General features: G+C 64.4%; 32 protein-coding genes and 2 tRNA genes. 11 read left to right on the top strand and 23 right to left on the bottom strand.

Translation table 11 applies throughout. The features are described 5' to 3' along the window. Nucleotides 1-17 precede the first annotated feature (17 nt). The 4 genes from NR187_RS19855 to NR187_RS19870 all read left to right on the top strand — a co-directional run bounded on the left by NR187_RS19855 (nt 18) and on the right by NR187_RS19870 (nt 2,193). Complete coding sequence (locus NR187_RS19855) at nt 18-563, top strand: sigma-70 family RNA polymerase sigma factor (protein ID WP_256807388.1); 546 nt, start codon at nt 18-20, stop codon at nt 561-563. Next, nucleotides 560-1,207 carry a ChrR family anti-sigma-E factor gene (locus tag NR187_RS19860; protein ID WP_211381141.1) on the top strand — a complete coding sequence of 216 codons (648 nt, stop codon included), beginning with the start codon at nt 560-562 and terminating at the stop codon, nt 1,205-1,207. The genes NR187_RS19855 and NR187_RS19860 overlap by 4 nt, the downstream gene beginning before the upstream one ends. A 78-nt stretch (nt 1,208-1,285) precedes the next feature. Continuing rightward, complete coding sequence (locus NR187_RS19865) at nt 1,286-1,870, top strand: RNA polymerase sigma factor (RefSeq protein ID WP_211381140.1); 585 nt, start codon at nt 1,286-1,288, stop codon at nt 1,868-1,870. Nucleotides 1,871-1,890: 20 nt separating this feature from the next. Continuing rightward, a complete protein-coding gene (locus tag NR187_RS19870; RefSeq protein ID WP_211381139.1) occupies nt 1,891-2,193 on the top strand; it encodes a hypothetical protein in 303 nt (100 codons plus the stop codon). A gap of 57 nt (nt 2,194-2,250) precedes the next feature. Here the strand turns inward: NR187_RS19870 and NR187_RS19875 are convergent, their stop codons facing one another. The 3 genes from NR187_RS19875 to NR187_RS19885 form a co-directional block, all read right to left on the bottom strand. After that, the gene (locus NR187_RS19875) at nt 2,251-2,751 is read right to left on the bottom strand and encodes a TspO/MBR family protein (RefSeq protein ID WP_211382379.1); all 501 of its coding nucleotides are present in this window, start codon (nt 2,749-2,751) and stop codon (nt 2,251-2,253) included. 2 nt (nt 2,752-2,753) lie between these two features. Beyond that, nucleotides 2,754-3,155 (bottom strand): DUF2177 family protein, encoded by a 402-nt coding sequence (locus tag NR187_RS19880; protein ID WP_211381138.1) that lies wholly within the window; start codon nt 3,153-3,155, stop codon nt 2,754-2,756. A 158-nt stretch (nt 3,156-3,313) separates the two neighbouring features. Continuing rightward, complete coding sequence (locus NR187_RS19885; protein WP_211381137.1) at nt 3,314-4,120, bottom strand: DUF1295 domain-containing protein; 807 nt, start codon at nt 4,118-4,120, stop codon at nt 3,314-3,316. 231 nt (nt 4,121-4,351) lie between these two features. On the opposite strand from NR187_RS19885, the gene NR187_RS19890 reads away from it, so the two are divergent. The 3 genes from NR187_RS19890 to NR187_RS19900 are packed head-to-tail and all read left to right on the top strand — an operon-like array spanning nt 4,352 to nt 7,677. Beyond that, complete coding sequence (locus NR187_RS19890) at nt 4,352-5,662, top strand: NAD(P)/FAD-dependent oxidoreductase (RefSeq protein WP_256807389.1); 1,311 nt, start codon at nt 4,352-4,354, stop codon at nt 5,660-5,662. A 4-nt stretch (nt 5,663-5,666) separates the two neighbouring features. Then, the gene (locus tag NR187_RS19895) at nt 5,667-6,455 is read left to right on the top strand and encodes a DUF1365 domain-containing protein (protein ID WP_211381136.1); all 789 of its coding nucleotides are present in this window, start codon (nt 5,667-5,669) and stop codon (nt 6,453-6,455) included. Between the two features lie 4 nt (nt 6,456-6,459). Next, on the top strand, nt 6,460-7,677 hold the full coding sequence (locus tag NR187_RS19900) for a cyclopropane-fatty-acyl-phospholipid synthase family protein (RefSeq protein ID WP_211382377.1): 1,218 nt from the start codon (nt 6,460-6,462) through the stop codon (nt 7,675-7,677). 67 nt (nt 7,678-7,744) lie between these two features. On the opposite strand, the gene NR187_RS19905 is transcribed toward NR187_RS19900, so the two are convergent. The 9 genes from NR187_RS19905 to NR187_RS19945 all read right to left on the bottom strand — a co-directional run bounded on the left by NR187_RS19905 (nt 7,745) and on the right by NR187_RS19945 (nt 13,698). After that, nucleotides 7,745-7,820, bottom strand: a tRNA-Phe gene (locus NR187_RS19905). Between the two features lie 197 nt (nt 7,821-8,017). Beyond that, nucleotides 8,018-8,200, bottom strand: coding sequence for a DNA gyrase inhibitor YacG (gene yacG / locus NR187_RS19910; RefSeq protein WP_211382376.1), 183 nt, complete (start codon nt 8,198-8,200; stop codon nt 8,018-8,020). A gap of 146 nt (nt 8,201-8,346) precedes the next feature. After that, the gene (locus NR187_RS19915; protein WP_211381135.1) at nt 8,347-8,976 is read right to left on the bottom strand and encodes a Maf-like protein; all 630 of its coding nucleotides are present in this window, start codon (nt 8,974-8,976) and stop codon (nt 8,347-8,349) included. Between the two features lie 145 nt (nt 8,977-9,121). Beyond that, a complete protein-coding gene (locus NR187_RS19920) occupies nt 9,122-9,589 on the bottom strand; it encodes a low molecular weight phosphatase family protein (RefSeq protein ID WP_256807323.1) in 468 nt (155 codons plus the stop codon). Between the two features lie 5 nt (nt 9,590-9,594). Beyond that, nucleotides 9,595-10,092 carry a UPF0262 family protein gene (locus NR187_RS19925; protein WP_211381133.1) on the bottom strand — a complete coding sequence of 166 codons (498 nt, stop codon included), beginning with the start codon at nt 10,090-10,092 and terminating at the stop codon, nt 9,595-9,597. Continuing rightward, nucleotides 10,089-11,384, bottom strand: a complete 1,296-nt coding sequence (gene hisD, locus NR187_RS19930; protein WP_211381132.1) for a histidinol dehydrogenase — start codon at nt 11,382-11,384, stop codon at nt 10,089-10,091. Before hisD ends, NR187_RS19925 begins: the two co-directional genes overlap by 4 nt. A 157-nt stretch (nt 11,385-11,541) precedes the next feature. Then, nucleotides 11,542-11,991: a DUF2948 family protein gene (locus tag NR187_RS19935; protein ID WP_211381131.1), complete on the bottom strand. Its 450-nt coding sequence runs from the start codon at nt 11,989-11,991 to the stop codon at nt 11,542-11,544. Nucleotides 11,992-12,073: 82 nt separating this feature from the next. Continuing rightward, nucleotides 12,074-12,733 carry an NAD(P)H-binding protein gene (locus NR187_RS19940; RefSeq protein ID WP_211381130.1) on the bottom strand — a complete coding sequence of 220 codons (660 nt, stop codon included), beginning with the start codon at nt 12,731-12,733 and terminating at the stop codon, nt 12,074-12,076. Between the two features lie 26 nt (nt 12,734-12,759). Beyond that, complete coding sequence (locus tag NR187_RS19945; protein ID WP_211381129.1) at nt 12,760-13,698, bottom strand: SDR family oxidoreductase; 939 nt, start codon at nt 13,696-13,698, stop codon at nt 12,760-12,762. An 83-nt stretch (nt 13,699-13,781) separates the two neighbouring features. On the opposite strand from NR187_RS19945, the gene NR187_RS19950 reads away from it, so the two are divergent. Next, a complete protein-coding gene (locus NR187_RS19950) occupies nt 13,782-14,435 on the top strand; it encodes a TetR/AcrR family transcriptional regulator (protein ID WP_211381128.1) in 654 nt (217 codons plus the stop codon). A gap of 6 nt (nt 14,436-14,441) precedes the next feature. Here the strand turns inward: NR187_RS19950 and NR187_RS19955 are convergent, their stop codons facing one another. From NR187_RS19955 to NR187_RS19975, 5 genes are all read right to left on the bottom strand, one after another. Further along, nucleotides 14,442-15,266, bottom strand: a complete 825-nt coding sequence (locus tag NR187_RS19955; protein WP_211381127.1) for an alpha/beta fold hydrolase — start codon at nt 15,264-15,266, stop codon at nt 14,442-14,444. Nucleotides 15,267-15,390: 124 nt separating this feature from the next. Continuing rightward, nucleotides 15,391-15,900, bottom strand: a complete 510-nt coding sequence (locus NR187_RS19960; protein ID WP_211381126.1) for a hypothetical protein — start codon at nt 15,898-15,900, stop codon at nt 15,391-15,393. 233 nt (nt 15,901-16,133) lie between these two features. Then, on the bottom strand, nt 16,134-16,442 hold the full coding sequence (locus NR187_RS19965; protein WP_211381125.1) for an EthD family reductase: 309 nt from the start codon (nt 16,440-16,442) through the stop codon (nt 16,134-16,136). A 317-nt stretch (nt 16,443-16,759) separates the two neighbouring features. Further along, nucleotides 16,760-18,466 carry an FAD-dependent oxidoreductase gene (locus NR187_RS19970; RefSeq protein ID WP_211381124.1) on the bottom strand — a complete coding sequence of 569 codons (1,707 nt, stop codon included), beginning with the start codon at nt 18,464-18,466 and terminating at the stop codon, nt 16,760-16,762. Between the two features lie 55 nt (nt 18,467-18,521). After that, nucleotides 18,522-18,734 (bottom strand): hypothetical protein, encoded by a 213-nt coding sequence (locus NR187_RS19975; protein ID WP_256807324.1) that lies wholly within the window; start codon nt 18,732-18,734, stop codon nt 18,522-18,524. Nucleotides 18,735-19,049: 315 nt separating this feature from the next. On the opposite strand from NR187_RS19975, the gene NR187_RS19980 reads away from it, so the two are divergent. Next, nucleotides 19,050-19,124: transfer RNA gene (locus NR187_RS19980), tRNA-Thr, on the top strand. A gap of 766 nt (nt 19,125-19,890) precedes the next feature. Continuing rightward, complete coding sequence (locus tag NR187_RS19985; protein WP_256807325.1) at nt 19,891-20,061, top strand: hypothetical protein; 171 nt, start codon at nt 19,891-19,893, stop codon at nt 20,059-20,061. Nucleotides 20,062-20,531: 470 nt separating this feature from the next. Here the strand turns inward: NR187_RS19985 and NR187_RS19990 are convergent, their stop codons facing one another. From NR187_RS19990 to NR187_RS20010, 5 genes are all read right to left on the bottom strand, one after another. After that, nucleotides 20,532-21,020, bottom strand: coding sequence for a Crp/Fnr family transcriptional regulator (locus NR187_RS19990; protein WP_256807326.1), 489 nt, complete (start codon nt 21,018-21,020; stop codon nt 20,532-20,534). A gap of 21 nt (nt 21,021-21,041) precedes the next feature. After that, complete coding sequence (locus tag NR187_RS19995; RefSeq protein WP_211381120.1) at nt 21,042-21,830, bottom strand: class I SAM-dependent methyltransferase; 789 nt, start codon at nt 21,828-21,830, stop codon at nt 21,042-21,044. 99 nt (nt 21,831-21,929) lie between these two features. Further along, on the bottom strand, nt 21,930-22,544 hold the full coding sequence (locus NR187_RS20000; protein ID WP_211381119.1) for a ferric reductase-like transmembrane domain-containing protein: 615 nt from the start codon (nt 22,542-22,544) through the stop codon (nt 21,930-21,932). Nucleotides 22,545-22,579: 35 nt separating this feature from the next. Beyond that, entirely contained in the window at nt 22,580-23,083 is a 504-nt protein-coding gene (locus NR187_RS20005) for a Twin-arginine translocation pathway signal (protein ID WP_211381118.1), read from the bottom strand. A gap of 174 nt (nt 23,084-23,257) precedes the next feature. Beyond that, entirely contained in the window at nt 23,258-24,115 is an 858-nt protein-coding gene (locus NR187_RS20010) for an outer membrane protein (RefSeq protein WP_256807327.1), read from the bottom strand. 256 nt (nt 24,116-24,371) lie between these two features. On the opposite strand from NR187_RS20010, the gene NR187_RS20015 reads away from it, so the two are divergent. After that, the gene (locus tag NR187_RS20015; protein ID WP_211381116.1) at nt 24,372-25,367 is read left to right on the top strand and encodes an LLM class flavin-dependent oxidoreductase; all 996 of its coding nucleotides are present in this window, start codon (nt 24,372-24,374) and stop codon (nt 25,365-25,367) included. A 207-nt stretch (nt 25,368-25,574) separates the two neighbouring features. Here the strand turns inward: NR187_RS20015 and NR187_RS20020 are convergent, their stop codons facing one another. Beyond that, nucleotides 25,575-26,450 (bottom strand): amidohydrolase, encoded by an 876-nt coding sequence (locus NR187_RS20020; RefSeq protein ID WP_256807328.1) that lies wholly within the window; start codon nt 26,448-26,450, stop codon nt 25,575-25,577.

Below are 26,450 nucleotides of genomic sequence, written 5' to 3' on the forward strand. Positions count from 1 at the left end.
AAGGGCCGAAGACAAAGGTGGACTGGGCTGATCTGATCGGACGCGTCGCCTCGACCGGAGACCGGGAGGCCTTCAAGCGCCTATTCGAGCATTTCGCGCCCCGCATCAAGGGGTTGATGCTGAAGGGCGGGTGCAGTTCCGACGAGGCAGAGGAGATTGCTCAAAACGCCATGATCGCCGTCTGGCGGAAGGCGAGCCAGTTCGATCCTGCGACGGCAGGGGCCGCGGCATGGATATTCACCATCGCGCGCAACTTGCGCATCGACTTGTTCCGCAGCAGAGCGCGGGCGGACCGACTGCGGGGCACTTCGGAGCTTCCCGATGCGCCGGATCCCGCCGAGTCCGCGGATGCCGTCATGTCCCGCGTGCAGGATGCCGCGCGGATCAATTCGGCCGTCAAGCGGCTCTCGACGGAGCAATCCATGGTGGTGCGGCTGTCGTTCATCGAGGAGAGGCCGCACCCGGAAATCGCGAGCCTGCTCGGCATTCCGCTCGGAACGGTGAAATCGCGGATCAGACTGGCGATGAACCGCCTGAGAGACATATTGGACGAAGAAGCATGACGATCAGCCATCATCCGCCGGAAGATCTTCTGGCCGACTTTGCGGCCGGCAGGTTGGAAGAGGCCCATCAATTGGTGGTGGGGGTGCATGTTGCAGGTTGTGCACGGTGCGGCCGGTTCGTGCAGGCCATCGAGCAACTTGGCGGCTTGGCGCTCGAAGACGTCGAGCCGGTGCCGGTCGCATCGGATGCGTTCGAGCAGGTGATGTCGCGAATTCACGACGCTCCTGAACAACGAGCGGCGCGGACTGCCGATCTCGCTCGTGGCAGGGACCAGGATGTTCCGGCGGCGCTGCGGAACTACCGTATCGGCAAGCGCAGGCGCGTCGCTCCGGGTCTGAGCATGCGATCGATCGAGCTGTCCGGTTCGGGCAAGGCGCGAGCGTTTCTGCTTCGGTCCGCGCCGGGGACGCGCATGCTCGAACATACTCACACCGGCACCGAGCTGACCCTCGTGCTCGAGGGCAGCTTCAGCCACGAAGGCGGCCGGTTTGGTCCGGGTGATTTCGACTATGGCGACGACGAGACCGACCATCGACCGATCGTGGGCGACGAGGGCCCCTGTGTTTGCCTCGTCGCAATGACGGGCGACCTGCGCATGAACGGCCTGCTCGGCAGACTGATCGGGCCATTCGTGCGGCTTTGATCCGCTTGCGTCCTTTTCCGCCGGGTGATCCGAAGGCGAGCCCGGAGCGTTTCGAAAGGAACGCGAGGGAGACAGGACATGGCCGGCCTAAGCCTGGAACGACAGGCGCAGAGCGAAACATTGCTCGAATTGCTGGCATGCGTTTCTGCGGGCGACGCACGGGCCTTCGCAGAGCTGCATATGCTGACGCGGAGCAAGCTGCGCAGGACTGCGCTCGCCGTCGGAACTCCGCCCCACGACATCGAGGACATTCTTCAGGAAACCTATCTGAAGATCTGGCGCAACGCGGGTCGGTTCGACAGCAGCCGTGCTTCAGCGATGACCTGGATGTCCGCCATCGTCCGGAATACCGCCATCGACCATCTGCGGACCAGGAGACTACCGACTTACGCGCTGGACGAGGCACTTCTGGTTCCGGCCACCGCTGATCCGTCCCGGATTGACGATTTCGACTACGCCCGCGCCGAACCGATCGCGCGCGGCGTGCTGGCTCGTCTGCCGGAAGATCGCCGCCGGCTGGTGGCTCTGGCCTACCTCGAGGGCGAAAGCCGCGCGAGCTTGTCAAGGCGCTTCGGGGTGCCGGTCGGCACCATCAAGACCTGGCTGCACCGAACTCTCCTGGCGGTTCGCAAGGACTGCCTTGCTGCATCGGCCGCAGCCTGAAGCAGGCGAGGAACCCGCGCGTGGCCGCAGAGATCATCGAATTCCCCAACCGTGGACATGTGGACCCGCTTGTGTCCTCTCTTGCGAGGCTCGAGCAGATGGTGAGAGAGGTGGACCGTCTGGCAGCCGATCAGCCCGCGGAAGGCCTCGATCATTTGCTCGGCGTCATGGAGCACCTCGGCGATCGACTGGTCGACCTCGCGCATCTCGTGCTCGACGAAGATGGAAAGCGGAGAGTCCAGATCGCATTCGCGTCGCTGTCCGACAAGATCGCGGAGACCAGGGACGCCTTTGACGGGTGCGATGCACCGAGGGATCCTTGAATTCGGCACCACGCTCGCCTGCTCGACGCCGATGAAGTCAGCTCTGCGCTGTCGACCCTAATTGAGGCGGAGCAGCGACATGTTCAGCAGGGTCGCAAAACCGACCCAGCCGGCATAGGGAATGAAAAGCATCGCTGCCAACCGGTCGGTCTGCCACCGGCGCCAGACAAACGCGAGGATCACGGCCAGCAACGCAACAATGACGCCGAGCGCCACGTCCATGCGATGAAGCGAAAAGAAGATGGGAGACCATGCAAAATTCAGGATCATCTGCAGGCCCCACAATCTCATCGACTTTCCGCGCGGCTCCGCCTCGAAGGTGCGGAATCCCGCCACGGCGATCAGCAGGAACAGGATCGTCCAGACGGGTGCGAACACCGCATCGGGCGGATTGAAGGACGGCTTGTTGAGTGCCGCGTACCACGCTCCCGGACGGTTGAGCACACCGATCAGAAGCCCCGCGGCAGGAACGAGACAGAGGAAAGCGGCGCATCTGGACCATCTGCCGCGCTTCCGCTCGCCATCTTGCCCCAGCGCCCCGTTGTGCGCCCCATGCATGGTCAATGCGCCATCCTTTGAGCGACAAGAAATCCGATCCAGGCACTGACACCGGCGAGGAACGATCCCCAGCACACGTCCGCAAGAGTTAGCCCCGTCGACCAATTCCGCAGCGTTGCCTGGTTGGTCAGATCGTAAGTCGCATAGGTAAAGCAACCCAGCAGCACGCCGGACGTGAAAGCGCGCAGAGCGCTGCCGTCTTGCTGAGCCGGCAGCACCGCGAACCAGATCAAACCGACGGGATAGGCCAGATAAAACACTGCAGCGGCGGCGAGGTCGGGCTCAGACCGCAACATGTCGCCCAGCACCGGCCGGTAAAGTCTCTCGACCATGGTCTTGAGCCAGATCATGTCGAGCGCAACGAAGGTCACAGCCACCGACAGATATGTGAAAAGCAAGCTCATGTCCGGTCTCCCCTCCGGTTGCTTCGCAACCGGTTTTACAAAGGCAACGCCTGCTTAAACGACGCAAGTCCCTCGCCGGATCACGCTGCACACTGGTTCCGCGCGGCTCGCGCGGCCTGTCGGGCCCAGCGAGCCGGATCGCATGGCGCGAAGTCCGATCATTCCGGCGCTGGTCCTGGCGGTCGTGGAAAGAAAGCACTGGTTCGTGCCTGATAGTCCCGATACCGGTGGCCACGGGATCGAAGCATCTGGACCTCGAGCGGAGGTATTCCGGTCACGTGCACGAGGATCCAGTACATGATCGCCGGCGCGATCAGGCTCGCCCAGCCCCATGGGTAGCCCGGCGACAGCGCGATGATCGGATAGGCGAGCCATCCGAGCCATTCGAAGAAATAGTTCGGGTGACGCGACCAGCGCCAAAGCCCGGCATCGCAGACGAGGCCCGCGTTGGCCTTGTTGCGCTTGAAGCGCCGCAATTGCTCGTCGGCGACCGCCTCGCCTGCGATCGCCGCCAGCATGATGGCCGCGCCGGCATAATCCTGAACTCCCAGGTCGGCCCGTGGAGCGTGTGCAGCCAGGAAGACCGCGAATGGCAGCGGCACCGAAGCGAACGCCTGCGACTGCAGGAATGCGAACATTCGAAGCGGCGCCCGTGGGCCCCATTCCTGCGCATAGCTCGCATATCGCGGATCGTCGATACCCGCCGCGGCGCGGCGCGCGATGTGCGTCCCGAGCCTCGCCGACCACAGCAGCACGAGTGTACCCACGAGCATCTGGCGCGCTGGCAGCGCCCCGGCGAGCGGCAAAAGGGCCGCAACCGCTCCAACGAGGCCGACGGAGTAAGTCCAGATCGTATCGACCCACCCGGAGTTGCCCGTTCGCTGCTGAACGATCCAGGCCAGCCCCATCAACACCGAAAGGGCCAGGGCGATGCCAGCGATGGTCAATATTTGCAGGAAACCCATGTCCTCACCGCAAGGAAACTCTGATCATTACGTCCGCCCCAGGCCCCGGTTTCATATCCCGCCATGCGCCGGACGAAAGGGGGTGATCCAGGCCGTCCGTGCCGACGTTTCCTGAGTGCGCGTGTGGCCGGTCAGCTATCGGAGCTGTCCCGAGCCGGGCGACGGACGACATTGGCCCGAAACCGGATGTTCCGGCCGTCGCTGGTGGTATTACAGTGGGGGCGACAGAGCATGCGTTTGGCGGTGATCGGGACGGGAATTGCCGGCAACGCCGCCGCATGGCTCCTGTCCGAACGTCATGCCGTGACGGTCTACGAACGCGAATTGCGACCGGGTGGACACAGTCATACTGTGCGCGTTGACTACGATGGCGAACAGATCGACGTCGACATCGGCTTCATCGTGTTCAACGAGCCAAACTACCCGGAACTGACGTCTCTGTTCGCGCATCTGGGCGTGAAGACCGAGGAGACATGCATGAGCTTCGCGATGTCGGCTGACCATGGCCGATTCGAATGGCGGGGCGGCGGCGAGACCTTCCTGCAGGTCGCCTCCGGCCTGTTCGCTCAGCCGCGTAATCTCTTCTCCCCGTCGTATTTTCGCATGCTGGCCGAGGTCCTCCGCTTCAACAGGGAAAGCGTTTCCGACTTGCGAGCTGGCCGGCTCCAGAACCTCACCCTCGGCGAATATCTGCGCAAGGGAGCATTCAGCCCGCGCTTGTTCAGCGATTATCTGGGACCGATGGGAGCCGCCATCTGGTCGTCGCCCTCGGCCGACATCCTCTCCTTTCCCGCGGAAAACTTCACCGCCTTTTTCGACAATCACCGGCTGTTGCATCTGGATCGGCCGCGCTGGCGTACCGTCCAGGGCGGCAGCCGGCGCTATGTCGAGAAGCTCACGGCCAGCTTCAAGGGCTGCATCCGGCTCGGCCGTGCCGTGACGTCGGTCCATCGAACCGAGCACGGTGTGACGATCCGCGACAGTCACGGCAATGAGGACGCCTACGATGCCGTCGTGATGGCTTGTCACAGCGATCAGACCCTGGCGATGCTGTCGGACGCCGACCCGCGCGAGCGATCCATTCTCGGCGCGATCCGGTACGCGCCAAACACGGCCTATCTGCACCGCGACCTCAACCTCATGCCGAAACGCCGCAATGCATGGGCATCCTGGAACTTCCTGCGCTGGCGACGCGAAGCGCCTGCCCAGAACGACGTCGCCGTCACCTATTGGATGAACCGGCTGCAGGGCATCGACGACCGCAAGCCGCTATTCGTCAGCCTCAATCCCCCTTGCGAGCCGGCGCCTCATCTCACTTTCGGCAAGTTCACATTCGCGCATCCACAATTTGACGCGGGCGCGTTCGCCGCGCAGAGGCGTCTTCCCGAAATTCAGGGGCACCGCCGCACCTGGTTCTGCGGCGCCTGGACCGGCTATGGATTCCACGAGGACGGCTTGCGCTCCGGCATCGCCGTCGCCGAGGCACTCGGCAGTGCCGTGCCGTGGCGACGATCCGGCACGTTGGCGCAGGCTGCTGAGTAGAAAGATGTTGCAAACGAGCGCTCCAGAACGAACGGCGACGTCATCTGCAGCCGCGCTCTACCTGGGCAGGGTGATGCACGCGCGAATGCGGCCTGCGCACCACAGGTTCACCTACCGCGTCATGAACCTGCTGATCGACCTCGACCGGCTCGATGAGGCGGATCGCCAGTCTCGCCTGTTCGGCGTCAATCGCGCCTCAGCCTTCAGCTTTCACGAGTCCGATCACGGGAAGCGCAACGGCGCATCCTTGAGCGACCATGTGCGAAGCCTGGCCGAACAACGCGATATCGATCTGTCGGGAGGGCGCATCCTCCTTTTATGTTATCCGCGGGTCTTCGGCTACGTGTTCAATCCGCTTTCGATCTACTTCTGCTATGGAAGTTGCGGTAATCTTGCGCTGCTGATCTACGAGGTGCGCAACACCTTTGGCGAAATCCATTCCTACGTCCTCCCGGTAGAGGACGCTGCTGCCGGCCGTACCATACGACAATGCCAGGCGAAGGAGTTCTACGTCTCGCCATTCATGGACATGCAAACGCGTTATCGCTTCAGCATTTCCCCGCCCGACCGGCAATTGAAGGTCAGGATCGTGCAGACCGATGAGCATGGCGCAATATTTGCGGCTGCATTCTCCGGGCAACGTCGCCCGCTGACCAGCCGCTCGCTGTTGGCGACGCTCGTCACCCTGCCCTTTGTCACCTTCAAGGTCATCGCGGCCATTCATTGGGAAGCGATCCGGCTTTGGCTGAAGAATGTTCCTTACGTTCCCCGTCCGAACCAACGCCAGATGTGAAGCCATGGATCTCGCAGCCACACACCAGACTGCTCGCTTCGATGACGTTCCCTTCCTCGCGCGGCTCGCCCTGCGGCTTGCTTCGCGGCTCAAGCTTGGCACCGTGGACGTTCGCCTACCCGACGGCAGGACCGTCGCGTTGCGAGGAACGCATCCGGGTCCGTCGGCGACCGTCGAGATCAACAGCTACGCCTTCGCGCGAAGTCTGGTCCTTGGCGGCGATATCGGCATGGCCGAGGCTTACGTTCGCGGCGATTGGAGCACGCCGGATCTATCCCAGCTTCTTTACGTGTTCTGTCTCAACGACGACCTGGTCGACAACGCCTTTGCCGGCAGTGCGCTCGTCCGGCTTTGCCGGCGGGCGCTTCATCGATTGCGCCGAAACACGAGGCAGGGATCGCGGCTGAACATCCACGCGCATTACGATCTCGGGAACGAGTTCTTTGCGGCCTGGCTCGATCCCAGCATGACCTACTCGTCGGCATTGTTCTCGCCCGAGACGACCGACCTGCTCGCCGCTCAACGGCACAAATACGCCCAACTGGCGAAGGCGATCGAGCTGCGGCCCGGCCATACCCTACTCGAGATCGGCTGCGGCTGGGGCGGCTTTGCCGAGTATGCCGCCAGGACTTGCGGCGCAAAGGTATTGGCGCTCACCATCAGCAAGGAGCAGCACGCATTCGCGAGCCGACGAATCCACGAAGCCGGGCTCGGCGAAAACGTCGAGGTCCGGTTGCAGGATTATCGCGATCAGGACGGGCAGTTCGACCGTATCGCCTCGATCGAGATGATCGAGGCCGTCGGCGAGCCATTCTGGCCGACGTACTTCAATCAATTGCATCAACGGCTCAAGCCGGGTGGTCTTGCCGGTATCCAGGCGATCACCGTCCGGGACGAGCTCTTCGACAGCTACCGTCGGCGCGTGGACTTCATCCAGAGATACATTTTTCCGGGCGGCATGCTGCCTTCGCCGAATGTCCTGCGCTCGCTCGGCGAACGCGTGCAAATGCCTTTGGTACGCGAGCAGGTCTTTGGGCAAGACTATGCAAAGACGATCGCGGTCTGGCGAACGAGCTTCGGCCAGGCATGGACGGACCTGACCTCGCTCGGGTTTGACGAGCCCTTCCGGCGGCTGTGGGAATATTATCTGTGCTACTGCGAGGCAGGGTTCAGGGCCGGAAAGATCGATGTCCGGCAGCTGGTATTCGCGCGCCGAAGCTGATGCGACCATCGAACCGCGGCTGCCTCTGCCGGGAGGAGGCCGATCATCGGCTTGGGAAGCGAGGAAATGGTGCCCAGGGGCGGAATCGAACCACCGACACTGCGATTTTCAGTCGCATGCTCTACCAACTGAGCTACCTGGGCATGCTCGACATGAGGGCCAAAGAGATGGTCAAGGCCCATCGAGCGGGCGGTTTATAGTGGGCTGGAAGCTGCCTGTCCACCCGGCTTCGCCTGAAGGCTTCGCCGGGCGCGGCCTGGCTGTGCACAAGATCCGGCGGCGTTGCCGCGGCTGGCGCGCGGCAAACCGGAGACTACTATAAATTATTGATATTATTCAATTATTCTTCGCCATCCGCCTCATCATCCCGGCCGGGAATGACGTAGGAGCCTTTCAGCCAGCGGTTCAGGTCGACGTCGCGGCAGCGCGGCGAACAGAACGGGCGGGTTGCCTCGGACTGCGGCTTGCCGCAGATCGGGCAGGTTTTGAGGGGCGCGGCGGGCTTTTTGGCGTGGTCGTCGATCATGTCGGCAGCTTGTACGGAGTGAGGAAGTTTAAGAGCCTGTCGGCAAACGGGTTCCACGGGCGGCGGCGCCTGCTTCCCCGCCGGAGTCCGGTCGGGCCATTCTACTTTGCATGGGGTTGTTTTCGAGATTTTTGTCAGTGCGCTCACACCGCGGTGGCGTTGAGCCAGCCGAAGCGGATCGGAAAACCCTCGCCGCCAAGCAGCGTGGTGGTCTCGTAGAGCGGAAGGCCGACCACGTTGGTGTAGGAGCCCACCATCTTCACCACGAACGAGCCGGCAATGCCCTGCACGGCGTAGCCACCGGCTTTGCCGCGCCATTCGCCGGAGCCGATATAGGCCTGGATGTCATCCTCCGACAGGCGCTTGAAGCGGACCCGGGTCTCGACCAGGCGCTGGCGGAAGGCCTCGCGCGGCGTGACGAGGCAGATTGCGGTGTAGACCCGGTGGTTGCGACCCGACAGCAGCCGCAGGCACTGCGCGGCCTCGTCGACGAGGTTGGCCTTGGGCAGGATGCGGCGGCCGACCGCCACAACCGTATCGGCGGAGAGGATGAAGGCGCCGCGCAGCTCGTCGTCCAGCTGCACCGATTTGAGCGCCGCATCGGCCTTGGCCCGCGCGAGGCGGTTGGCGCAAGCACGCGGCAGCTCGCCCCGCTTCGGCGTCTCGTCGACGTCGGCCGGCCGGAGCGCGTCCGGCTCGATGCCGGCCTGGTTGAGCAGCGACAGGCGCCGCGGCGAACCGGAGGCAAGAACGAATTTGGGGCGGCCGAGCATCAGGTGATTTGGGGGATGAAGCAGGGGGTGAATTGCGCGCGGAACCTATCGGAAGGGGGCTGATTTCACAACCCGGAACCCGGACTTTACTGATTCGTGGCTTCCGACATGCGTGTGCCCTCAGTCTGTGACGCGGGTGTTACGGCTAGCCGCTCGCCGCGCCGACCTTCGTAAACCGCCTGCGGATGCGCATCAGGAGCTGGTCGCAGACCTCGCGATAGGCAGCGAGCTTCTGGTCGCGGCTGCCTTCGGTGGTGGTGGGATCGTGCGTCGGCCAGTATTCGACGTCGGCGGCGAGCGTGCGGGTCAGCTCCAGCGCCTTGTGGTGCGCCTCCGGCGAGAGCGTGATGATGAGGTCGAAATTCAACCCCTCCCAATCCTCCAGCTCCTCGAAGGTCTGCGGCTTGTGGCTGGAGATGTCCTGGCCGAGCTCGGCCATCACGCTGACCGCGAACGGATCGAGCTCGCCGCGCCGCGCGCCGGCCGACTTCACGTAGAGTCCTTGAGGAAACATGTGCCGCAGCAGGCTCTCGGCCATCGGCGAGCGCACGCTGTTCATGGCGCAGGCGAACAGCACCGATTGTGGATCGCGTGCGCGTGGCGGACCCGCCATCGCGCTTAGCCCTTCCAGTGCAGAACAGTAATGAGGGTGAACAGCCGGCGCGAGGTCTCGAAATCGACCCGCACCTTGCCCTTCAACCGCTCCTGCAGCGTGCGCGATCCCTCGTCATGGATGCCGCGGCGGCCCATGTCGATGGCCTCGATCTTGTCTGGCGTCGCGGTGCGGATCGCCTGGTAGTAGCTGTCGCAGATCATGAAATAGTCCTTCACGATCCGACGGAACGGCGTCAGCGACAACAGATGCGCGACCACGGGCGTGCCGTCCTCGCGGCGGATGTCGAACATCAGGCGGCTGCCGGTAATGCCGATATGCAGCGTGAACGGGCCCTTCCCGTCGGCACCATCAGGCGCGAACAAATTCTGCTCGATCAAATCGTAGATCGCGATCGCGCGCTCGTGCTCGATGTCGGGACCGGAACGGCCGATCGACTCCTCATCGAGCGTGACCGCGACGATGCGATTGGTCGAGTCGTCATGTTCGGGCGGCTGGGTCATGACAGATTGAGGCGCAATCCAATCGAGCGCGAATGGGCGTCGAGCCCCTCCGCCTTACCGAGCGTCATCGCGGCCGGGCCCAGCGCACGAAGCTGATCCGGGCCGCATTTCAGGATAGAGGTGCGCTTGAGGAAATCGTGCACCGATAGACCCGACGAGAACCGTGCCGAGCGCGCCGTCGGCAGCACGTGATTGGAGCCGCCGACATAGTCGCCGATCGCTTCCGGCGTATGCGGCCCGAGGAACACGGCGCCGGCATTGCGTATCCTGGCGGAGAGCGCGTCGGGATCCGTCGTCATGATCTCGAGATGCTCGGCGGCAATGGCGTCGGCAAGGGGAATGGCGTCGTCGAGGTTCTTCACCATGATGATGGCGCCGAAATCGGCCCACGAGGCGCCGGCGATCGCGGCCCGCGGCAGCGTCTTCAACTGCGCCTCGAACGCCTTTTCGACATCGGCGGCAAGGCGCGGCGAGTCGGTGATCAGGATCGATTGCGCGCTGGCATCGTGCTCGGCCTGCGCCAACAGATCGGCAGCGATCCAGTCGGCATTGCCGGTATCGTCGGCGATGACCAGCACCTCGGAGGGACCGGCGATCATGTCGATGCCGACCTTGCCGAACACCAGCCGCTTTGCGGCGGCAACATAGGCATTGCCGGGTCCGACGATCTTGGCCACCGGCGCGATCGTCGCGGTGCCGTGTGCGAGCGCGGCCACGGCCTGCGCACCGCCGACGCGGTAGATTTCGGTGACGCCGCCAAGCGAGGCCGCCGCCAGCACCAGCGGGTTGAGCTTACCGTCGGGGGATGGCACCACCATGACGAGACGCGCCACGCCGGCGACCTTTGCCGGCACCGCGTTCATCAGCACCGAGGAGGGATAGGCTGCGGTGCCGCCAGGCACGTAGAGCCCGGCGGATTCGATCGCGGTGTAGCGCCAGCCGAGCTCGACGCCGAGCGGGTCGGTGAAGCGCTCGTCCTTCGGCAATTGGCGGCGGTGATAGGTCTCGATGCGGTCGCGCGCGAGCTTGAGCGCGTCCAGTGTCGCGGCATCGCAGGCCTTGACCGCAGCCTCGATCTCGGCGGCAGTGATCCGAAGCCCGGATGCGTCCAGCGTCAGCCGGTCGAACTTCGCCGTGGCCTCGAGCAGGGCGGCATCGCCGCGCCTCGCCACGTCGTCGACGATCGCGCGCGCGGCAGCCTCGACGTCGGCCGACACCTCGCGCTTGGCGGCAAGGAAGGCCGCAAATCGCTGGTCAAAATCGGCGCTGCTGCGGTCGAGGCGAACGGGCATTTTGCGACAGTCTTTTGGCTGGTCTTTGGGGGGCAGATTGGCGTCACAAGGCCCCCTGCAATGGCGCGGCGGCCCCCCGCCGTCAACCCTTGAGACGTGTCGTCCCGGCGAAGGAGCGGACCATGCCCGAGCAAATTTGGCTGGTATACCGGCCAGCTTACCCCTCCCCCTCGATCTCCAACCCCGCCCCCAGTTCGTCGCCCCCGAGGTCGGTCAGCTCGCATTCCAGGCATTCGACGTCGAGACGGATGGCGCCGCCTTGGGCGAACAACAGCAGGGCGCTGCCGCTTGGCTCCTCGTCGCGGCCGTCCTGGGGGTGAAACTCGATGCCGACGAGGTCCAGGACGTTGTCCGGCGCGGCAAGGTCGATGTTGCGCGATTTGCACGCGAGCACGCGGTCGAAGCGAAGTGCGGCGACCAGACGGCGCGGCGCGGCGTCGCCGTCCAGCGTCTGCTCCCAGTCCAGCCGGCTCATCCCGACCACAAGCCGCTTTTCGCTTTGCCGCCAGATGATGTCGCCGGTCTCAACGCGGGCGTCCTGGACATGGGCCGAGATCACGGCGAGGTCGTCGGCATCGAGCGCGATCAATTTGAGCTGGGGAGACATCGCCGGTGCTTCTCCTTCAGGGCGGACCGGGCTCAACGCGCGCGGACCGCGAAATTTCCGCGCAAACTAGCGGGCCGGCGGACTAGAGGCTATTGATATCCTCCATCTCCAGCAGCTTCCGCGGATACCCCTCTCGGGCGACGCGGATCATGGCGCGGCCGACCTGCTCGGTCGAGGTGACGAGCCGCGGCGAGAGCCGGCGCAGCACCGACCAGAGTGGCCAGGTCGCGGCATATACGGCCTGCACCCAGGCGGTCTTGGAACGGGCACCGTGCAGGGGTTGGATCGCGCCGGGCCGGAACATGTAGGCGGCCCTGAACGGCAGCTTGAGCAGATCGTTCTCGGTCTTGCCCTTGATCCGCGCCCACATCCGCGATCCCTGCTCGGTGGAATCGGTGCCGGCGCCGGTGACATAGACGAACGTCATTCGCGGATTGAGCCTCGCCAGCGTCGTCGCCGCCGCGAGCGTGAGGTCGTAGGTGAGATGGCGGTAGCGTTCCTCGGTCATGCCGATCGAGGAGACGCCGAGGCAGAAGAAGCAGGCGTCGAAGCCCGTGAGCTGCGCTTCGATCGCCGCGTAGTCGGTGAAATCGCCGTGTATGATTTCGGTGAGCTTGGGGTTGCGCACGCCGGTCGGGCTGCGTCCCACAACAAACACGCGCGCGATGCCGGGATCGATCAGGCATTCGCGCAAGACGCCCTGCCCGACCATGCCGGTCGCGCCGAAGACGATGACTTGCATCGGGACGCTTCCACCAAGGTCGCGGCTCATGCGGCGGCCGCGATTTCGTCGAAGGATACACCGGTCAACGTTGCCGAGACATCCCACAGCATGGCTGCGGCAGCAAGATCCTTCGCCTGCGGCATGACCTTCGCCGGCCTGGGTGGCCCCTTCAATTCGTAGAACCAGTCCGGACCGTAATATCCGCCGGGCTCCGCGTCCGGCGAGGTCGCCGCGAACAGGGTTGGCAGCGCGCCGTCTGCGGCAGACTGGCTGATGAAAGGCTGCAGCCAGCGGCTCACCCGCGACTGGAGGGTGTTGGCGCCCGGGCCATTCGCGATGAGATCGGTCCGCGCGTAGCCGGGATGGGCGGCAAGGCTCGTCAGGCCCCAGCCGGCCGCAAGGCTGCGGCGCTGCAACTCCAGCGAAAACATCAGCATCGCAAGCTTGGACTGGCAATAGGCCCGCCAGGGACGATAGGAATGCTTGGCTTGCAGATCCTCGAAATTGATCGCGCCGGAGCGGTGCGCAAGGCTCGACAGATTGACGACGCGCGACGCCTTCGCACGGCGAAGCTGCGGCAACAGCCGCGCCGTCAGCGCGTAGTGGCCGAAATAATTGGTACCGAGCTGCATCTCGAAACCATCCTCCGTCTGCTGCCGCTTCGGCAGCGCCATCACGCCGGCATTGTTGACGAGGAGGTCGAGCTGCTCGTTGCTGGCGGCAAAGCGCCTCGTGAAATCGGCGACGGATGCGAGGCTGGCGAGGTCGAGATGCTCGTAGGCGATCAATGCGTTGGGAAAGCGCTCGCAAATGCCCTCGATCGCTCGCAGGCCCTTTGCGTCGTTGCGCCCGGTGAGTATGACAATGGCACCGGCGCCCGCCAGCGCCATCGCCGTCTCGTAGCCGAGGCCGCCCGTCGCTCCGGTCACGACGGCGGTCTTGCCGCCCAGAGAGGGGATGTCTGCCGTGGTCCAGTCGGTCATGCCGGTCTCCGTTCGGGGCTGGAATGAGGCCCGCGACCGGTCTAAATGTGCACTTGGTGCAACTTTGCAAGAGGTGAAATCATTTGAAGGCTTCGAAGCCCGCCAGAAAATCGGTCAGGACACGCGCCAAGCCATTGCCGGCACGGGTCAAATCCCCTGATAGTACCGGCCTGCGCCAACGCAAGCTGCAGGCCACCCGCGAGCGGCTGGCCCGCGCGGCGATGGCGCTGTTCCTGGAGCGCGGCTTCGAGGCCACGACCATCGACGATATCGCGGCCGCGGCGGACGTGTCGCGCCGCAGCTTCTTCCATTATTTCGCCTCGAAAGAGGACGTGGTCACTGCCTGGCAGGAGGGCGCCGCGGCCGCGCTGGTCGCGGAGGTCGTGGCGCGGCCCGCGGACGAATCCATGCTGACCGCGGCGGAGAATGCGATCGCGGCGGCGGTCAAGCGGATCGATCCGGCGGAGGCTGCGGCGATGTCGCGGCTCAAGCGCGACAATCCCGCGCTTCAGGCCCGCGACCAGCTCAAATACGAGACGATCGAGCGGGCGCTGGCGGACGGGCTCGCGCAGCGCGCCCGAAGCAAATCGGACAAGCTGAACGCGCGGCTCGTCGCGATGATCGCCACCGGCGCGATGCGCGTCGGCGGCGAGAGCTGGATCGGCGAAGGCGCGCGGGAGAAGCCGGAAGCTTTCGTGAAGCGCACCTTCGATGCGATCAGGGCGATATTGAAGTGAGCGCCCTCACCCCTTGAAGAACGCCAGCAGGTCCACGTTGATGGTCTCGGCGTGCGTCGTCGGCATGCCGTGCGGAAAACCCTTGTAGGTCTTCAGCGTGCCGTTCCTGAGCAACTTGGCCGACAGCGGCGCGGAATCGGCGTAAGGCACGATCTGGTCGTCGTCGCCGTGCATCACCAGCACCGGCACGGTGATCTTCTTCAGATCCTCGGTGAAGTCTGTCTGGGAGAACGCGACGATGCCGTCGTAATGCGCCTTCGCACCGCCCATCATGCCCTGGCGCCACCAGTTCTGGATCACCGCTTCCGACGGTTGTGCGCCGGGGCGGTTGTAGCCATAGAATGGACCGGCGGCGAGGTCGCGGTAGAAGCCGGTGCGGCTGGCGGCGAGCTGAGCCTGGAGACCGTCGAACACGCTCTTCGGCAGGCCGCCGGGATTGGCCGCGGTCTGCACCATCAGCGGCGGGACGGCGGAGAGGATCGCGGCCTTCGCCACCCGGCTCTCGCCATGGCGCGCGATGTAGTGCACGACCTCGCCGCCACCGGTGGAGTGGCCGACGTGGATGGCGTTCTTCAAGTCGAGATGCGCCGTGACAGTCGCAAGATCATCGGCGTAGTGATCCATGTCGTGGCCGTCGGAGACCTGCGAGGAGCGGCCATGGCCGCGACGGTCATGGGCGATGACGCGGTAGCCTTGGTTAGCGAAGAAAATCATCTGCGCGTCCCAGTCGTCGGCCGACAGCGGCCAGCCATGGCTGAACACGATCGGCTGGCCCGCACCCCAGTCCTTGTAGAAGATCTCGACGCCGTCCTTGGTGGTGATCGTGGGCATGAATGGCTCCTTCAGTGAGACTCAGTGCGGCGCGCGCGAGGCGCGAGCCGGCAAGCGGGAGATGGTTGTGCAAGCGTTCGAGGTCGATGCCGCGCACCGCCCTGCGGTGGCGAAGATCGGGCGATCAGGCAAACGCCATCGGCCTGAAGCGGCGCCAGGCACCGATAGTGAGCAGCACGAAGAACACCAGCACGATGCCCTGCACCACGGCGAACACCGGGCCCGACGGCGGCGCTGGCGGTACGGCCGGTGCGAGCGCGGCGAGCGCCGGCACTTTCAGGAACGACTGGATCACCAGCACGAAGACGTTGAAATAGAGCGAGATCATCGCGGTCACGATGTAGACCGGACGCCAGATGCCGGCGAGCTTCATGCCGTAGAGCGCGATGCAGGCGACCGCGAGCAGGACCAGCGAGATGATGCCGATGATATGCGACGGCAGCAGCTCCTTGAACGGAAACAGGAAGCCGGTGGCGCTGGTCAGAATCGTGAACAGCAGGAAGATCGCGGTCAGGCCCGGCATCGGCTTGGAGCCGAGCAGGCCGAACATCGCGACGAGGCCGGCGGCGATGCCGATCAGGCTGATGATGACATGGACCAGTGTGAAGGCGGGCAAGCTCAACCCAAGAACCATGACATCTCTCCTACTCTCCGCATTGAGATCGGGGATTGATATTACGGCCCTCATCAGATTGCCACATGCGCTGGCGTCACACATGCGTGCGCAGCCATGCGTCATCGTGCGAATCGAAAAACGCATGGCTGAATTTTTTGCATCGTTGTCGCAAACGACGGCAGGCTTTCGACGAAAGTTGAATCGATCGCCGCAGCGCCGGCCCGCGGTCGGCGGGCCGACACGACGAAGCCTCACACGTCCTTGGTGTCGAAGATCAAGAGGTCGGCGCCGCCACTGGCGAATTTCGGCACGTCACCCGCGGCCGCCTTGCCTGCTTCGCTGCCGAATGCCGCCTGGATGGCGGCTACGTTGTCGAAGCTGAGAATGGCGACGAGGTGGACTCCGGAAGGTCCGGCGGGGGAGCCGACCGGGCCCGTGCTGACTGCGTATTTCTTCAGGCCGGGAAGTTTCTTGGCGAGCGGAATGTGGGTCTCGGCATAATGCTTGTCGAAGGCGGCAGCATCCTTGGGCGTCTTGTAGAGCACGACGAGTTCGGCCATTGAGTCCTCCCTTTAAGCGTTTTGTTTGTAGATCCTCATGGTGAGGAGCGTGCGAAGCACGCGTCTTGAACCATGAAGGCCCGGCTTTGGCGGCTGGGCCTTTCATCCTTCGAGACGCCGCTGTCGCGGCTCCTCAGGATGAGGAGATAGTCCCGCATGACACGGCAAGATGGCAAGCCTCAATCGACTTGCCATTCCCTCGTCTTGTCCTTGACTAAGGCGCGATCGTGGTTGGTTCCAGTCGTGATCGCGCCTTAGGTTTATTGTTTGAGCATGATCTTTTCGGAAAACCGCTGCACACTTTTCCGGATCATGCTCTAAAGCGCCGGTTTTGCGGCGTCGCCGAGATAGCCGTGCAGGGAGGCCACAACCTGCGCGCCCTCGCCGATGGCGCCGCCGACGCGCTTGACCGAGCCGGAGCGGACGTCGCCGACGGCGTAGACACCGGGCACCGAGGTCTCCAGCGGCGCGACAAGGCGGCCCTGGTTCTGCTCGGACTGGGCGCCTGTCACGACGAAGCCGCCGCGATCGAGCGTGATGCCGCAACCGTCGAGCCAGCCGGTGGCGGGATCGGCGCCGACGAACAGAAAGAGATTGCGGATGTCGGCGGATTCCTCGTCGTTCGACAGCCGGCTCTTCAGGCGGATGCGCCGCAGCAGCGAGGCTTCGTCGCCCTCGAGCGCGGAGATCTCGGTGTTGAACATCAATTCGATGTTGGGGGTCGCTTCGATGCGCTCGATGAGATAGCGCGACATGCTGGCGCCCAGCCCGCCGCCGCGGATGATCATCAGCACCTTTCTGGCGTGCCCCGACAGGAACACGGCGGCCTGCCCCGCCGAATTGCCGGCGCCGACCAAAGCCACCTCCTCGCCGGCGCACAACTTCGCCTCGACCGGGGAGGCCCAGTACCAGACACCGCGTCCCTCGAACCTGTCGAGATTCTCGATCTCCGGCCGGCGATAGCGCGCGCCGCTGGCGACCACGATCGCGCGCGCGCGCAGGGGGTCGCAGCCGTCGAGCGCCACCGAGAATGCGCCATCCCTGCGCGTGCAGTCGAGCGACTTCACCGTGACGGGAATCATGATCTCGGCACCGAATTTCTGGGCCTGGGTGAATGCGCGCGCGGTCAATGCCTGGCCGGAAATGCCGGTCGGAAAGCCGAGGTAGTTTTCGATGCGCGCGCTGGCGCCGGCCTGGCCACCGAAGGCGCGGGTGTCGAGCACCGCGACCGACAGCCCTTCGGATGCGGCATAGACCGCGGTGGCGAGCCCGGCCGGTCCGGAGCCGACGACCGCGACGTCGTAGATGCGATCGTCCTTTGCTCCGCCGATCATGCCGATGGCGCGGGCAAGCTCGGTTTCGCCGGGGTTGCGCAGCACCTCGCCGCTGGCGGCGACGACCAGCGGCCAGTCTTCCGGCTTGGGCGAATAGCGCGCGATCACTTCCGCGGCGTCGCGATCACGCTCGGGATCGAGCAGATGATGCGGCTGGCCGTTGCGGGTGAGGAAACCCTGCAACCGCACCACGCCGGCCGAATGCGACGGACCGATCAGCACCACGCCGCCGACGCCGGCCTGGAGCAGATTGACCCGGCGCAGGATCAGCGCGCGCATGATGCGCTCGCCGAGGTCGGCCTCGGCGACCAGCAGCGCCCGCAGGCGCTCCGGCGGCAGCAGCAGCGTCTCGACATCGCCCTCGGCGCGGCCGTCGACCAGCGCCGGGCGGCCGGACAACTGGCTGAGCTCGGCCAAAAATTGTCCCGGCCCCTGGTCGATCAGCGGCGTCACGTTGCCGAGGCCGTCACGCTGGGTGATGGCGACATGGCCCTTGAGCACGACGAACATGCCCGGCCCGGGCTTGCCGGTCTCGAACAGCAGCTCTCCATCTGCGTAGGTGCGAACCTCGCCGAAATGCCGCATGCGCTCGATCTCGGCCGATGTCAGTGCCGGAAACGTCTGCTCAGGGCGGGTGAACCGCGACATCTGCGCGTCACCGTCGGTTCGTTGCGATTCGTCCTGCCCCATTGCCACTTCCATGCACTCCAAAAAATTCCAGCCGCCGGATTCTAGCTGCCAGTCTTCAGCCACCGGTCTTGCCGGCGACGTCCTCATTTAGGGAACCATCGTCATTTTGCGAGGGCTCGGCGATTGCGGCGCGTTCGCGCGCCTGCAGCTTCCGCCGCTTCAGGTTTTCGCGCAGCGCCGATTTCAGACGGTCGTCCCGGGACGCTCGCGCCTGTCGCGAGTCCTGCTTTGCGTCCTGCCTCGCGCTGTTGTCGTTCTCGTCAGCCATCACCGGTCCATTACAGCGATCGGCGATAACATGCCCAGCGAATACGGCAGCTCAAGAGGCAAGCGCGATCCGATCGTGCGAAACTCAAAATGGGCCGATTCCGGCACCGCGGCCAACTGGCCAGTTGGTTGGGAATTTGCGGAACCGGATCGCCGAAAACCGGTCATTTCGGGACGAAATGGCCGATTCCGGCGCGCAACCGGCCCGATTTTATCGATTTCGCGGGGCCGGCAAGCTTGCACAGGAGGGGGGCTTGTGGCAGATATCGGCCCGCTTGGTAGGCCCCTGTGGCGGCCGATTCTCATCCCAGCACATGCTGCCGTAGCTCAGTGGTAGAGCACTCCATTGGTAATGGAGAGGTCGACAGTTCAATCCTGTCTGGCAGCACCATTCTTCAGCTGAATCACGCATGAAGCAGCCTTCTCGCGGCATTGGAGGCCCGAGTTTTGCTGGTTTCCGTTGCCCCCTTAAGTGAAGAGGGCGCAGGGAAGACCGGGTGTCGGCTGGCACCCGCGGTCCGCTGCGCGAAAACGTAGCGCAAAGAGACCGCACAGCAGCATACAGGTGTAGCCGAACACTCGGCCTTCCCTGCGCAGTGGGTTGACGGCTTATGCCGTGCTCTCCCCGGCGACGAGTTCCTTCTTGTCACCGTCGCCTTGCGAATTGGCGATGGCCAAAGACCCGGTTGAGCCCCGATCCATCTCCGCAAGGCTTGACCGTAGCAACGACGGCCAGGACCACACGATTTTGCCGTACGCAGCTCATCCTGCTTCGCCCGAAGGGCTTCGCAGGACTTGGGCGCCGTTCGTCCGCACGCTAGCCAAGACCTCACGAGGTTCATCTCGCCCTTGTCCCGCCTTCGCGTGCCCGGCACTGCCGCGTCCACCGCACCCCGATCCACGTTTCGTTACGACGGACGATCGCCCCTCTCCCTGGATCGGGATGGCGGTTATATGCCGCAAAACCGAATTTCGGTAAAGTGGAATATTTTTGTGAGGGAGGGTTGACGGGGTTTTGGGTGGCGCGGGTGTTTTGCCCGACGGGTCAGATTGGCGCACATCGTGGGCTTAAGCTCGTATATCGCCCCACCACAGGAAAGGGACACAAACTGACATCGAGCAGACTTCCGCTATGGGGCCAGATGCGGGACTGCGGAATGAGCAGCCGCCGGCTCAAGCTGCACCGCGCAAGCGGACCAGCAAAGTCCAATCCCTTCATGATTGCGGAGGACATCTCAAGCGGCAATTTTCCGGCTGGGGGTGGGATCGCGCTGAACCTGGTTTTTTGCCGTCGGCGCATCGAGACTCGCTTGCTGCTCAAGGTTTAGCTAGAGTTCATGCCGTCTCAATCAAGTTCTGGGAATTGAGATGCATCGCTCTTTCCGAGTCCTTTTGTTGCTTTGCATGACCGCGGCCGCCAAGCCGGCCGATGCACAGGGTTGCGCGGCACTTTCCGGCCGAATGCGATTGGCCTGCGCGGTAGCAAAGTATCCCGCGTTCGGCGCCCAAGTCGAGCGCTGCAAGGATGAGGCGCGCGCAATGGGCTTACGGGTTGTGAGAGGCGATCCCGGATTTAAAGGCTACGTGGTCGGTTGTGTACACCGCCTTCCGGCGGTAGCCCGACTTCAGCGGAATGCTATCACGCGCCATTGACGGCGATATGGCGGAGCTTGCCGACATGTCAACGAGCCTGTCGACCACATCAGGGCAGCTCGATGGTCTGAGGTCCGCTATGGATCACCTGCGACCTCGCGCGAGCAATAGCTAAGGTCAGCTTTGGCCGGGAGTTACAGCGCACTCATCTCGCAGGAGCCTCATCTTCACCCACCTGATGCCCGGTGAAGCGATCGTCCGCCCGGCGCAGCCGGCGGCATAGCTCGCGATTGATGTTCTGCAGGACGATCACATAGGCGTGGATATCGGCCTTGTAGCAGGCGTAGAGCTTCTGGGCGGTCAGTTCGTAGAGCACCGTCGGACTCAGCGCGATCACCGTGGCGGATCGATTTTGCATTTCGATCAGCGTCATCTCGCCGAAGAAGTCGCCGGGCTCCAAAACGGAAATCGGGATGACGTTGCCCGAATTCGTCCGCTTGCTCACCGCCAGCCGGCCGGATTTGACGATGAACAGCGAGCGTCCCGGCTCGCCTTCCGCCACGACAGTCGCGCCGACATCGAAGCTGCGTTCGACCAGCATCGACATCAGCAGGTCGAGGCTCGCGTCCGTGAGGCCGCCGAAGAACGGCGTCGCGAGCAGGAATGCTTTCAGATCGGGGGCACTGACAGCCATGGCGATCCTCCGCGCTGCAAGCTATTTGGGCCGGCGCCCCTTTATCGCGTGTGCGCGCGCATTGTAGGTGATGCGACCATCGGCATCCGCCGGCAGGCGCGCACGGACCCGCGAGATGAGCATCTCAACGTCTCCCGCCTTCATCGCTGCGACCGCAGGCCGAACCGCAGGAGATTTCAGATTTGTTGCCCAGAAATCATCGAAACTGGAGAACGTCCGGTGCACTGTAATCTCTCGCGTTTGCACATCCTCGAGACCTGCTCCGGTCCACAGGTCTCGCAGCGCTTCCGTTCGTGACGCGTCCATCCGCGGCGGGCGGGTTGCCGCAATGCCCATTGCCTTCATCTCGTCGTAGATCGGATCAAGCGGAAAGCCGCCACCCAACATGTCCCACATGTACGTCACGACCGCACCGCCGGGGACAACGACTCGCACCATCTCGCTGACGCCCTTGGCGGGATCCGGAACGAACACGAGAACCAATGCCATCACCGCCGCATCGAAGCTGCCGTCGGCGAAAGGGAGCGCCATGGCATCACCCTGGCGAAACCTGGCCACGCGCGCCGCGGGCCGTGTACGCGCATAAGCGAGCTGCTCTGCCGAGGGATCAATGCCCTGGACCTCGACGGGGCTGCATCGCTCGACCAGCAGTTCAGTAAAGGCCCCGTTGCCGCAACCGATGTCGATCCACCGCAAACCCCGGGGAGGCGCCAGCCAATCAAGGAATATCTCGCCAGCGAACCGGCTCCAAATTCCCATCATCTGTTCGTAGGCGGCACCGTCGTCGAAGTGAATTGTCTGCTCTGCCATTTCCAGATCCTCCCGGCTCGACGACGATCCTTGGCTCCTACCATTCTGCACATAAAGGATGGGATCGGGAAGTCTCGGATGGGACTTGGTCGCCTCGGCTCACTGCCGCGCAACACTCTCCCCACGGAGCGTCCTTCGCTTTCGCCACACCTGCAGGTCGACCATGGCTTTTACGGTTACCCCAAGGATGAGCGCACAGAGCGCCGCCTTCGAGATCGTCTCCATTGTCCCCTCGATCAGCAGGCAATGGACCACGCTGCCTGCGACGATGACGATCGCCAGCGGTATGTGAACGAAGCGCCAGGTTCGCGGTCGAAGTCCCAATCGCCGGCGCAGCAGCGCCAGAAGCGCGACGGTGAAGATGGCCCACATCGCGATCACGCCGAAGGGGGAGAAGGGCGTCGGCGATGAGAAGGTCAGGGCGTCGATCATGTCGGGAGGGCTGGTGATCCAGAGGCCGGCGACATGGATCACGATCGCCAGAGCAAGCGCGCCGCCGATCCAGTGATGGGCGCGCCGGCCGCGATAGGCCGAGAATCCCGGTAAGTATCCGCCGATCAGCAGGGGCTGAATGAGCACGAGACCGAGCGCAATGATCCCCGCGAAGCCGGCCAGGATGTAGACCGGGCCGCGCCATGCGAGTTGCTCGCTCCCCGCGGCGGCGGCGATCGGAACGCAGACGGCCAAAGCAAGGGCGACCCAGATCAGGATCACCTTGGCCAGTCTCCACCGCGTGGTTCGCAATTCGATCAGGCCGACTGAAGGACGAAGTGCGCTTCCAGGCTGGTTTCCTTTGCGCTCCGCATCACCGGCCGCAGGAAGACCGTTTTGAAGTCGCCGCTGTCATAGGCGAGGTGGCCATGCGGCTGGCCGAAGATGGGAATGATCTGCGGCATCTCGAGCCGGAACTTGCCGTCCTTGTCGGTGAGCGTGGCGCCGTGACTCTGCGGCTCGTGCTCCTGCCCTTCGACCGTGTGCGCCCAGATCTGGATGCGTTGGCCGGCGAGCGGAGCGCCGTCGCCGGCGCGGCGGACGGTGCCGCTCATCCAGAAGCCGCCCTTGCCGATCCGCTCCACGACCGGCGCGCCCTTGCGGTAGTTGTTCGCCCCGCCCGACATCGAGTCGGTCGGTGCGAGCCCGTCCGCGCGGGCAGGCAACAGCAGGCCGGAGACGCTGGTTGCCAGGACCCCGGTTGCGAGAGCGGAGCCACTGGCGGCTAGGAGGCTGCGGCGGCTGAGTACGACCATGGTCATATGCTTCCTCCCGGCGAGCGCGCAGTTGCTCCGCCAAGCGTACAACAACAAGCGCAAGACGCCCAGTTGGGACCAAGGGTGCGACAGGCTGCAATAACAGCGTTGTGAACGGCTAAGACCGGATGGGTTTCGCTGAGCCTTGTCTATCCTGCAGCTTCATGCCGCAGATCGCGGTCACAGCCCGCCGAACCGATAATTGAAGCCGACGCGGAAGATGTTGTCGGTGACGTGAGACGAATACCGCACTGCCACCGGTGCGCCGCTGGGAGAGGTGACCGGCGTGATGGCCGTTCCCGAGACCGTGCCGAGGTCGATGTAGAGATATTCGGCCCTGGCGGACCAATTCGCGCCGATGAGACCTTCGAGGCCGCAGCCCAAGGTCCAGCCCGCCCGCGTGCTGCGATCGCCGAACGACGTCGCGGCCGACGTCAGAACGACAACGTTCGTGCCCTGCGGACCGGTGATATTGGTGCCGCTGACGGCGCCGCTGGTGCGGACCTCGCCATAGGCGAGACCGCCTGTCACATAACCCAGAATGACAGGCGTGAAAGTCGTGCCGACACGGCCGCGGATGGTGCCGAACCATTCCAGGCTCTGGTTGAGACCGAAAACGACCGGCACGCCCGGGGTGTTGAACGGCGCGGTGTCGCCGATATGGCCCGGCGTGCAGGCGCCGTTGAACGGAGCCGCGGCCAGCGTTCCGCCGGCGCAAACGGCAGTATTATTGCCCTTTTGTCCCGATCCCTGGAAGTCGGCCTCGACGCCAAACACCCAGTTCATCCGCTGCCAATTGTAGCCGGCCTGGCCGCCGCCAATCACACCGGTCATGTCGAAACCGCTGGTGCCTGAACTCAGCAACGCTCCGCTTGCCGAGTCAGAAAACGATTGGGTGGTGGAGGAGTTGCCCCAGCTATAGCCGAGATTGAGGCCGGCGTAGAAGCCGTTCCAATTGTAGACGGCAGGCGGAGCCGCGTGTGCGTCGGCCGCGATCAATGACGCCAAACACACGATACCACTGAGGATGCGCTTCATAACCGCTCTCCAGCTCGATATCAAAAGTCAAGCAATCCTCATGAACCTAGCTGAGTTTCGCGGCCTTCGCTGTAACGCTGGCGCCACATGCCCGGCTTCTTTTGGCCGCCGGCCCGCATCCGGTCGGACACGGCGATTTTGAATGGCATCTTTGCGCCTGCATTTGCGTGGCCGTGCCGCGCTAACATCGGGACCCGGACGGCACTACATGTGAGAGCCCGGCGCGCATCCCCGCGCGCCCTCATCCGGACCCGCCATGATCCCCTTCTCAGTGCTCGACCTCGCTCCCATCCGCAGGGGTGGCGATGCGGCGCAGGCGTTTGCCAATTCGCTCGATCTGGCCCGGCATGCCGAGGCCTGGGGCTACAAGCGGTTCTGGCTGGCCGAGCACCACAACATGACGGGCATCGCGAGCGCGGCGACGTCTGTGGTGATCGGACATATCGCGGGCGGCACCAAGACGATCCGCGTCGGCTCCGGCGGGATCATGCTGCCGAACCATTCGCCGCTGGTCATCGCCGAGCAGTTCGGCACGCTGGAATCGCTCTATCCCGGGCGGATCGATCTCGGGCTCGGCCGCGCGCCGGGCACCGACCAGTTCACGGCACGGGCGCTGCGGCGCGACCTTGCCACCACGTCCGAGAATTTTCCGCAGGACGTGCTGGAATTGCAGGCGCTGCTCGGCGACGTGCAGCCGAACCAGGCGATCCGCGCCGTGCCCGGCATGGGGACCAAGGTGCCGCTGTGGATCCTGGGATCTAGCACCTTCGGCGCGCAGCTTGCAGGCATGCTCGGCCTGCCGTTCGCCTTCGCCTCGCATTTCGCGCCCCAGATGATGATGCCGGCGCTGCGCGAGTATCGTGCGCGCTTCGAGCCCTCGGCGCAGCTCGACAAGCCCTACGCGGTGGTCGGCGTCAATGTGTTCGCGGCCGACAGCGACGCGGAGGCGCAGCGCATGTTCTCATCGCTGCAGCAGCAGTTCATCAATTTGCGCCGCGGCACGCCGGGCCCGCTGCCGCCGCCCACGGACGACATGGACGCACTGTGGTCGCCCGCGGAGAAGGCCATGGTCGGCCAGTCGCTGTCTTGCTCCGCGGTCGGCACGCCTGAAGTGGTCGAACAGAAACTGAAGACGCTGATCTCCGAGACCGGCGCGGACGAGCTGATGACCACTGGCCAGATCTACGACCACGCCGCGCGGCTGCACTCGTTCGAGATCGCAGCCGGCGTGCGGGATCGGCTGGCTGGGTGAGCGCGGCGCCTCCTGAAGCAGAATGAGATCGGGCTCGATTGTGGCAGCGACCAGGAAGGTGCGCTTCCTCCCCGCTTGCGGGGGAGGGTTGGGGAGAGGGTGTCACAACAACGAAGAATCCCCGAGAGGTAAGAGCCCTCACCCCGCCTCTCCCGCAAGCGGGAGAGGGAGCGCACCGCGCTCGTGGCGAGCCTCGAGCCCTCTAGACTAATCAGGAAACCCGAACAGCCTTGCCGGATTGTGCACCAGGATCTTCTCCAGCGTGGCCTGGTCCGGCGCGTAGCGGTACATCAGCTCGAGCAGATCGGCGTCGTTGGGCGGCTGCTTCACCGAGACCGGATGCGGCCAGTCGCTGGCCCAGACGCAGCGGTCGACGGCGGCCTCAATATAGGCGCGCGCGATCGGGATCACGTCGTCGTAAGGAGCACCGAGCTTCGAGGTCTTCTCGCCAAGCGACAGCATGACCCAGAAATTGCCCTTGGCGAGCAGCTCCAGCATCTTGCGCAAATTCGGATCGTTGCTGCCGGCTTCCGGATCGGGCCGCGCCATGTGGTCGATCAGCACGGGCACGTCGAGATTCTCGTACTTGGCAACGCTGGAGACGATGCCGTCCTTCTCCGGCTGGATCTTGACGTACCAGCCGAGCTCGCGGATGCGGGCGATGGCGCGGGCGAAATCGGCGTCCGACAGCACGGCGCCGAGTTCCTGGCGGAAGCTGAAGCGGGCGCCGCGCACGCCGGCATCGTGCAGCCTGGCAAGATAGGAATCGTTCGCTTCCGCGAACACCAGAGCGTTGGCGCAGCCGCGATAGTTCGGGCCCATCGCGGCGAGGCCTTCGAGCACGACGGAATGGTCGGCGCCATAGGTGGTGGTCTGCACGATGATGCCGCGCTCGATGCCGAGCGTCTTGTGCACGCGCAGCGCCGCTTCCCAGGTGGCGGTCGGCATCCGGTAGGCCGCACCGGGACGCTCCGGATATTTGTCGATGGGGCCCAGCACGTGGAACTGGCTGTCCACGGTCTTTGGCGGCGGCGCCTTGACCGGGCGGCGTGGATTGGGATCGAACGGCAGATAGGTCGGCAT

Source organism: Bradyrhizobium sp. Bra64, from assembly GCF_024519875.1.
GTDB lineage: Bacteria > Pseudomonadota > Alphaproteobacteria > Rhizobiales > Xanthobacteraceae > Bradyrhizobium > Bradyrhizobium japonicum_G.

Excerpts from the sequence above, each read along its gene's own strand:
- NR187_RS19925 (WP_211381133.1), bottom strand. The coding sequence starts at position 10,092 with ATGACCCAGCCGCCCGAACATGACGACTCGACCAATCGCATCGTCGCG.
- NR187_RS19895 (WP_211381136.1), top strand. The coding sequence starts at position 5,667 with ATGTTGCAAACGAGCGCTCCAGAACGAACGGCGACGTCATCTGCAGCC.
- NR187_RS19900 (WP_211382377.1), top strand. The coding sequence starts at position 6,460 with ATGGATCTCGCAGCCACACACCAGACTGCTCGCTTCGATGACGTTCCC.
- NR187_RS19970 (WP_211381124.1), bottom strand. The coding sequence starts at position 18,466 with ATGGGGCAGGACGAATCGCAACGAACCGACGGTGACGCGCAGATGTCG.
- NR187_RS19890 (WP_256807389.1), top strand. The coding sequence starts at position 4,352 with ATGCGTTTGGCGGTGATCGGGACGGGAATTGCCGGCAACGCCGCCGCA.
- NR187_RS19955 (WP_211381127.1), bottom strand. The coding sequence starts at position 15,266 with ATGCCCACGATCACCACCAAGGACGGCGTCGAGATCTTCTACAAGGAC.
- NR187_RS19915 (WP_211381135.1), bottom strand. The coding sequence starts at position 8,976 with ATGCTCGGCCGCCCCAAATTCGTTCTTGCCTCCGGTTCGCCGCGGCGC.
- NR187_RS19880 (WP_211381138.1), bottom strand. The coding sequence starts at position 3,155 with ATGAGCTTGCTTTTCACATATCTGTCGGTGGCTGTGACCTTCGTTGCG.
- NR187_RS19920 (WP_256807323.1), bottom strand. The coding sequence starts at position 9,589 with ATGGCGGGTCCGCCACGCGCACGCGATCCACAATCGGTGCTGTTCGCC.
- NR187_RS19985 (WP_256807325.1), top strand. The coding sequence starts at position 19,891 with ATGAGCAGCCGCCGGCTCAAGCTGCACCGCGCAAGCGGACCAGCAAAG.
- NR187_RS20020 (WP_256807328.1), bottom strand. The coding sequence starts at position 26,450 with ATGCCGACCTATCTGCCGTTCGATCCCAATCCACGCCGCCCGGTCAAG.
- NR187_RS19960 (WP_211381126.1), bottom strand. The coding sequence starts at position 15,900 with ATGGTTCTTGGGTTGAGCTTGCCCGCCTTCACACTGGTCCATGTCATC.
- NR187_RS19990 (WP_256807326.1), bottom strand. The coding sequence starts at position 21,020 with ATGGCTGTCAGTGCCCCCGATCTGAAAGCATTCCTGCTCGCGACGCCG.
- NR187_RS19945 (WP_211381129.1), bottom strand. The coding sequence starts at position 13,698 with ATGACCGACTGGACCACGGCAGACATCCCCTCTCTGGGCGGCAAGACC.
- NR187_RS20005 (WP_211381118.1), bottom strand. The coding sequence starts at position 23,083 with ATGACCATGGTCGTACTCAGCCGCCGCAGCCTCCTAGCCGCCAGTGGC.
- NR187_RS19965 (WP_211381125.1), bottom strand. The coding sequence starts at position 16,442 with ATGGCCGAACTCGTCGTGCTCTACAAGACGCCCAAGGATGCTGCCGCC.
- hisD (WP_211381132.1), bottom strand. The coding sequence starts at position 11,384 with ATGCCCGTTCGCCTCGACCGCAGCAGCGCCGATTTTGACCAGCGATTT.
- NR187_RS19995 (WP_211381120.1), bottom strand. The coding sequence starts at position 21,830 with ATGGCAGAGCAGACAATTCACTTCGACGACGGTGCCGCCTACGAACAG.
- NR187_RS20010 (WP_256807327.1), bottom strand. The coding sequence starts at position 24,115 with ATGAAGCGCATCCTCAGTGGTATCGTGTGTTTGGCGTCATTGATCGCG.
- NR187_RS19885 (WP_211381137.1), bottom strand. The coding sequence starts at position 4,120 with ATGGGTTTCCTGCAAATATTGACCATCGCTGGCATCGCCCTGGCCCTT.
- NR187_RS19860 (WP_211381141.1), top strand. The coding sequence starts at position 560 with ATGACGATCAGCCATCATCCGCCGGAAGATCTTCTGGCCGACTTTGCG.
- NR187_RS19935 (WP_211381131.1), bottom strand. The coding sequence starts at position 11,991 with ATGTCTCCCCAGCTCAAATTGATCGCGCTCGATGCCGACGACCTCGCC.
- NR187_RS19975 (WP_256807324.1), bottom strand. The coding sequence starts at position 18,734 with ATGGCTGACGAGAACGACAACAGCGCGAGGCAGGACGCAAAGCAGGAC.
- NR187_RS19865 (WP_211381140.1), top strand. The coding sequence starts at position 1,286 with ATGGCCGGCCTAAGCCTGGAACGACAGGCGCAGAGCGAAACATTGCTC.
- NR187_RS19875 (WP_211382379.1), bottom strand. The coding sequence starts at position 2,751 with ATGCATGGGGCGCACAACGGGGCGCTGGGGCAAGATGGCGAGCGGAAG.
- NR187_RS20015 (WP_211381116.1), top strand. The coding sequence starts at position 24,372 with ATGATCCCCTTCTCAGTGCTCGACCTCGCTCCCATCCGCAGGGGTGGC.
- NR187_RS19940 (WP_211381130.1), bottom strand. The coding sequence starts at position 12,733 with ATGCAAGTCATCGTCTTCGGCGCGACCGGCATGGTCGGGCAGGGCGTC.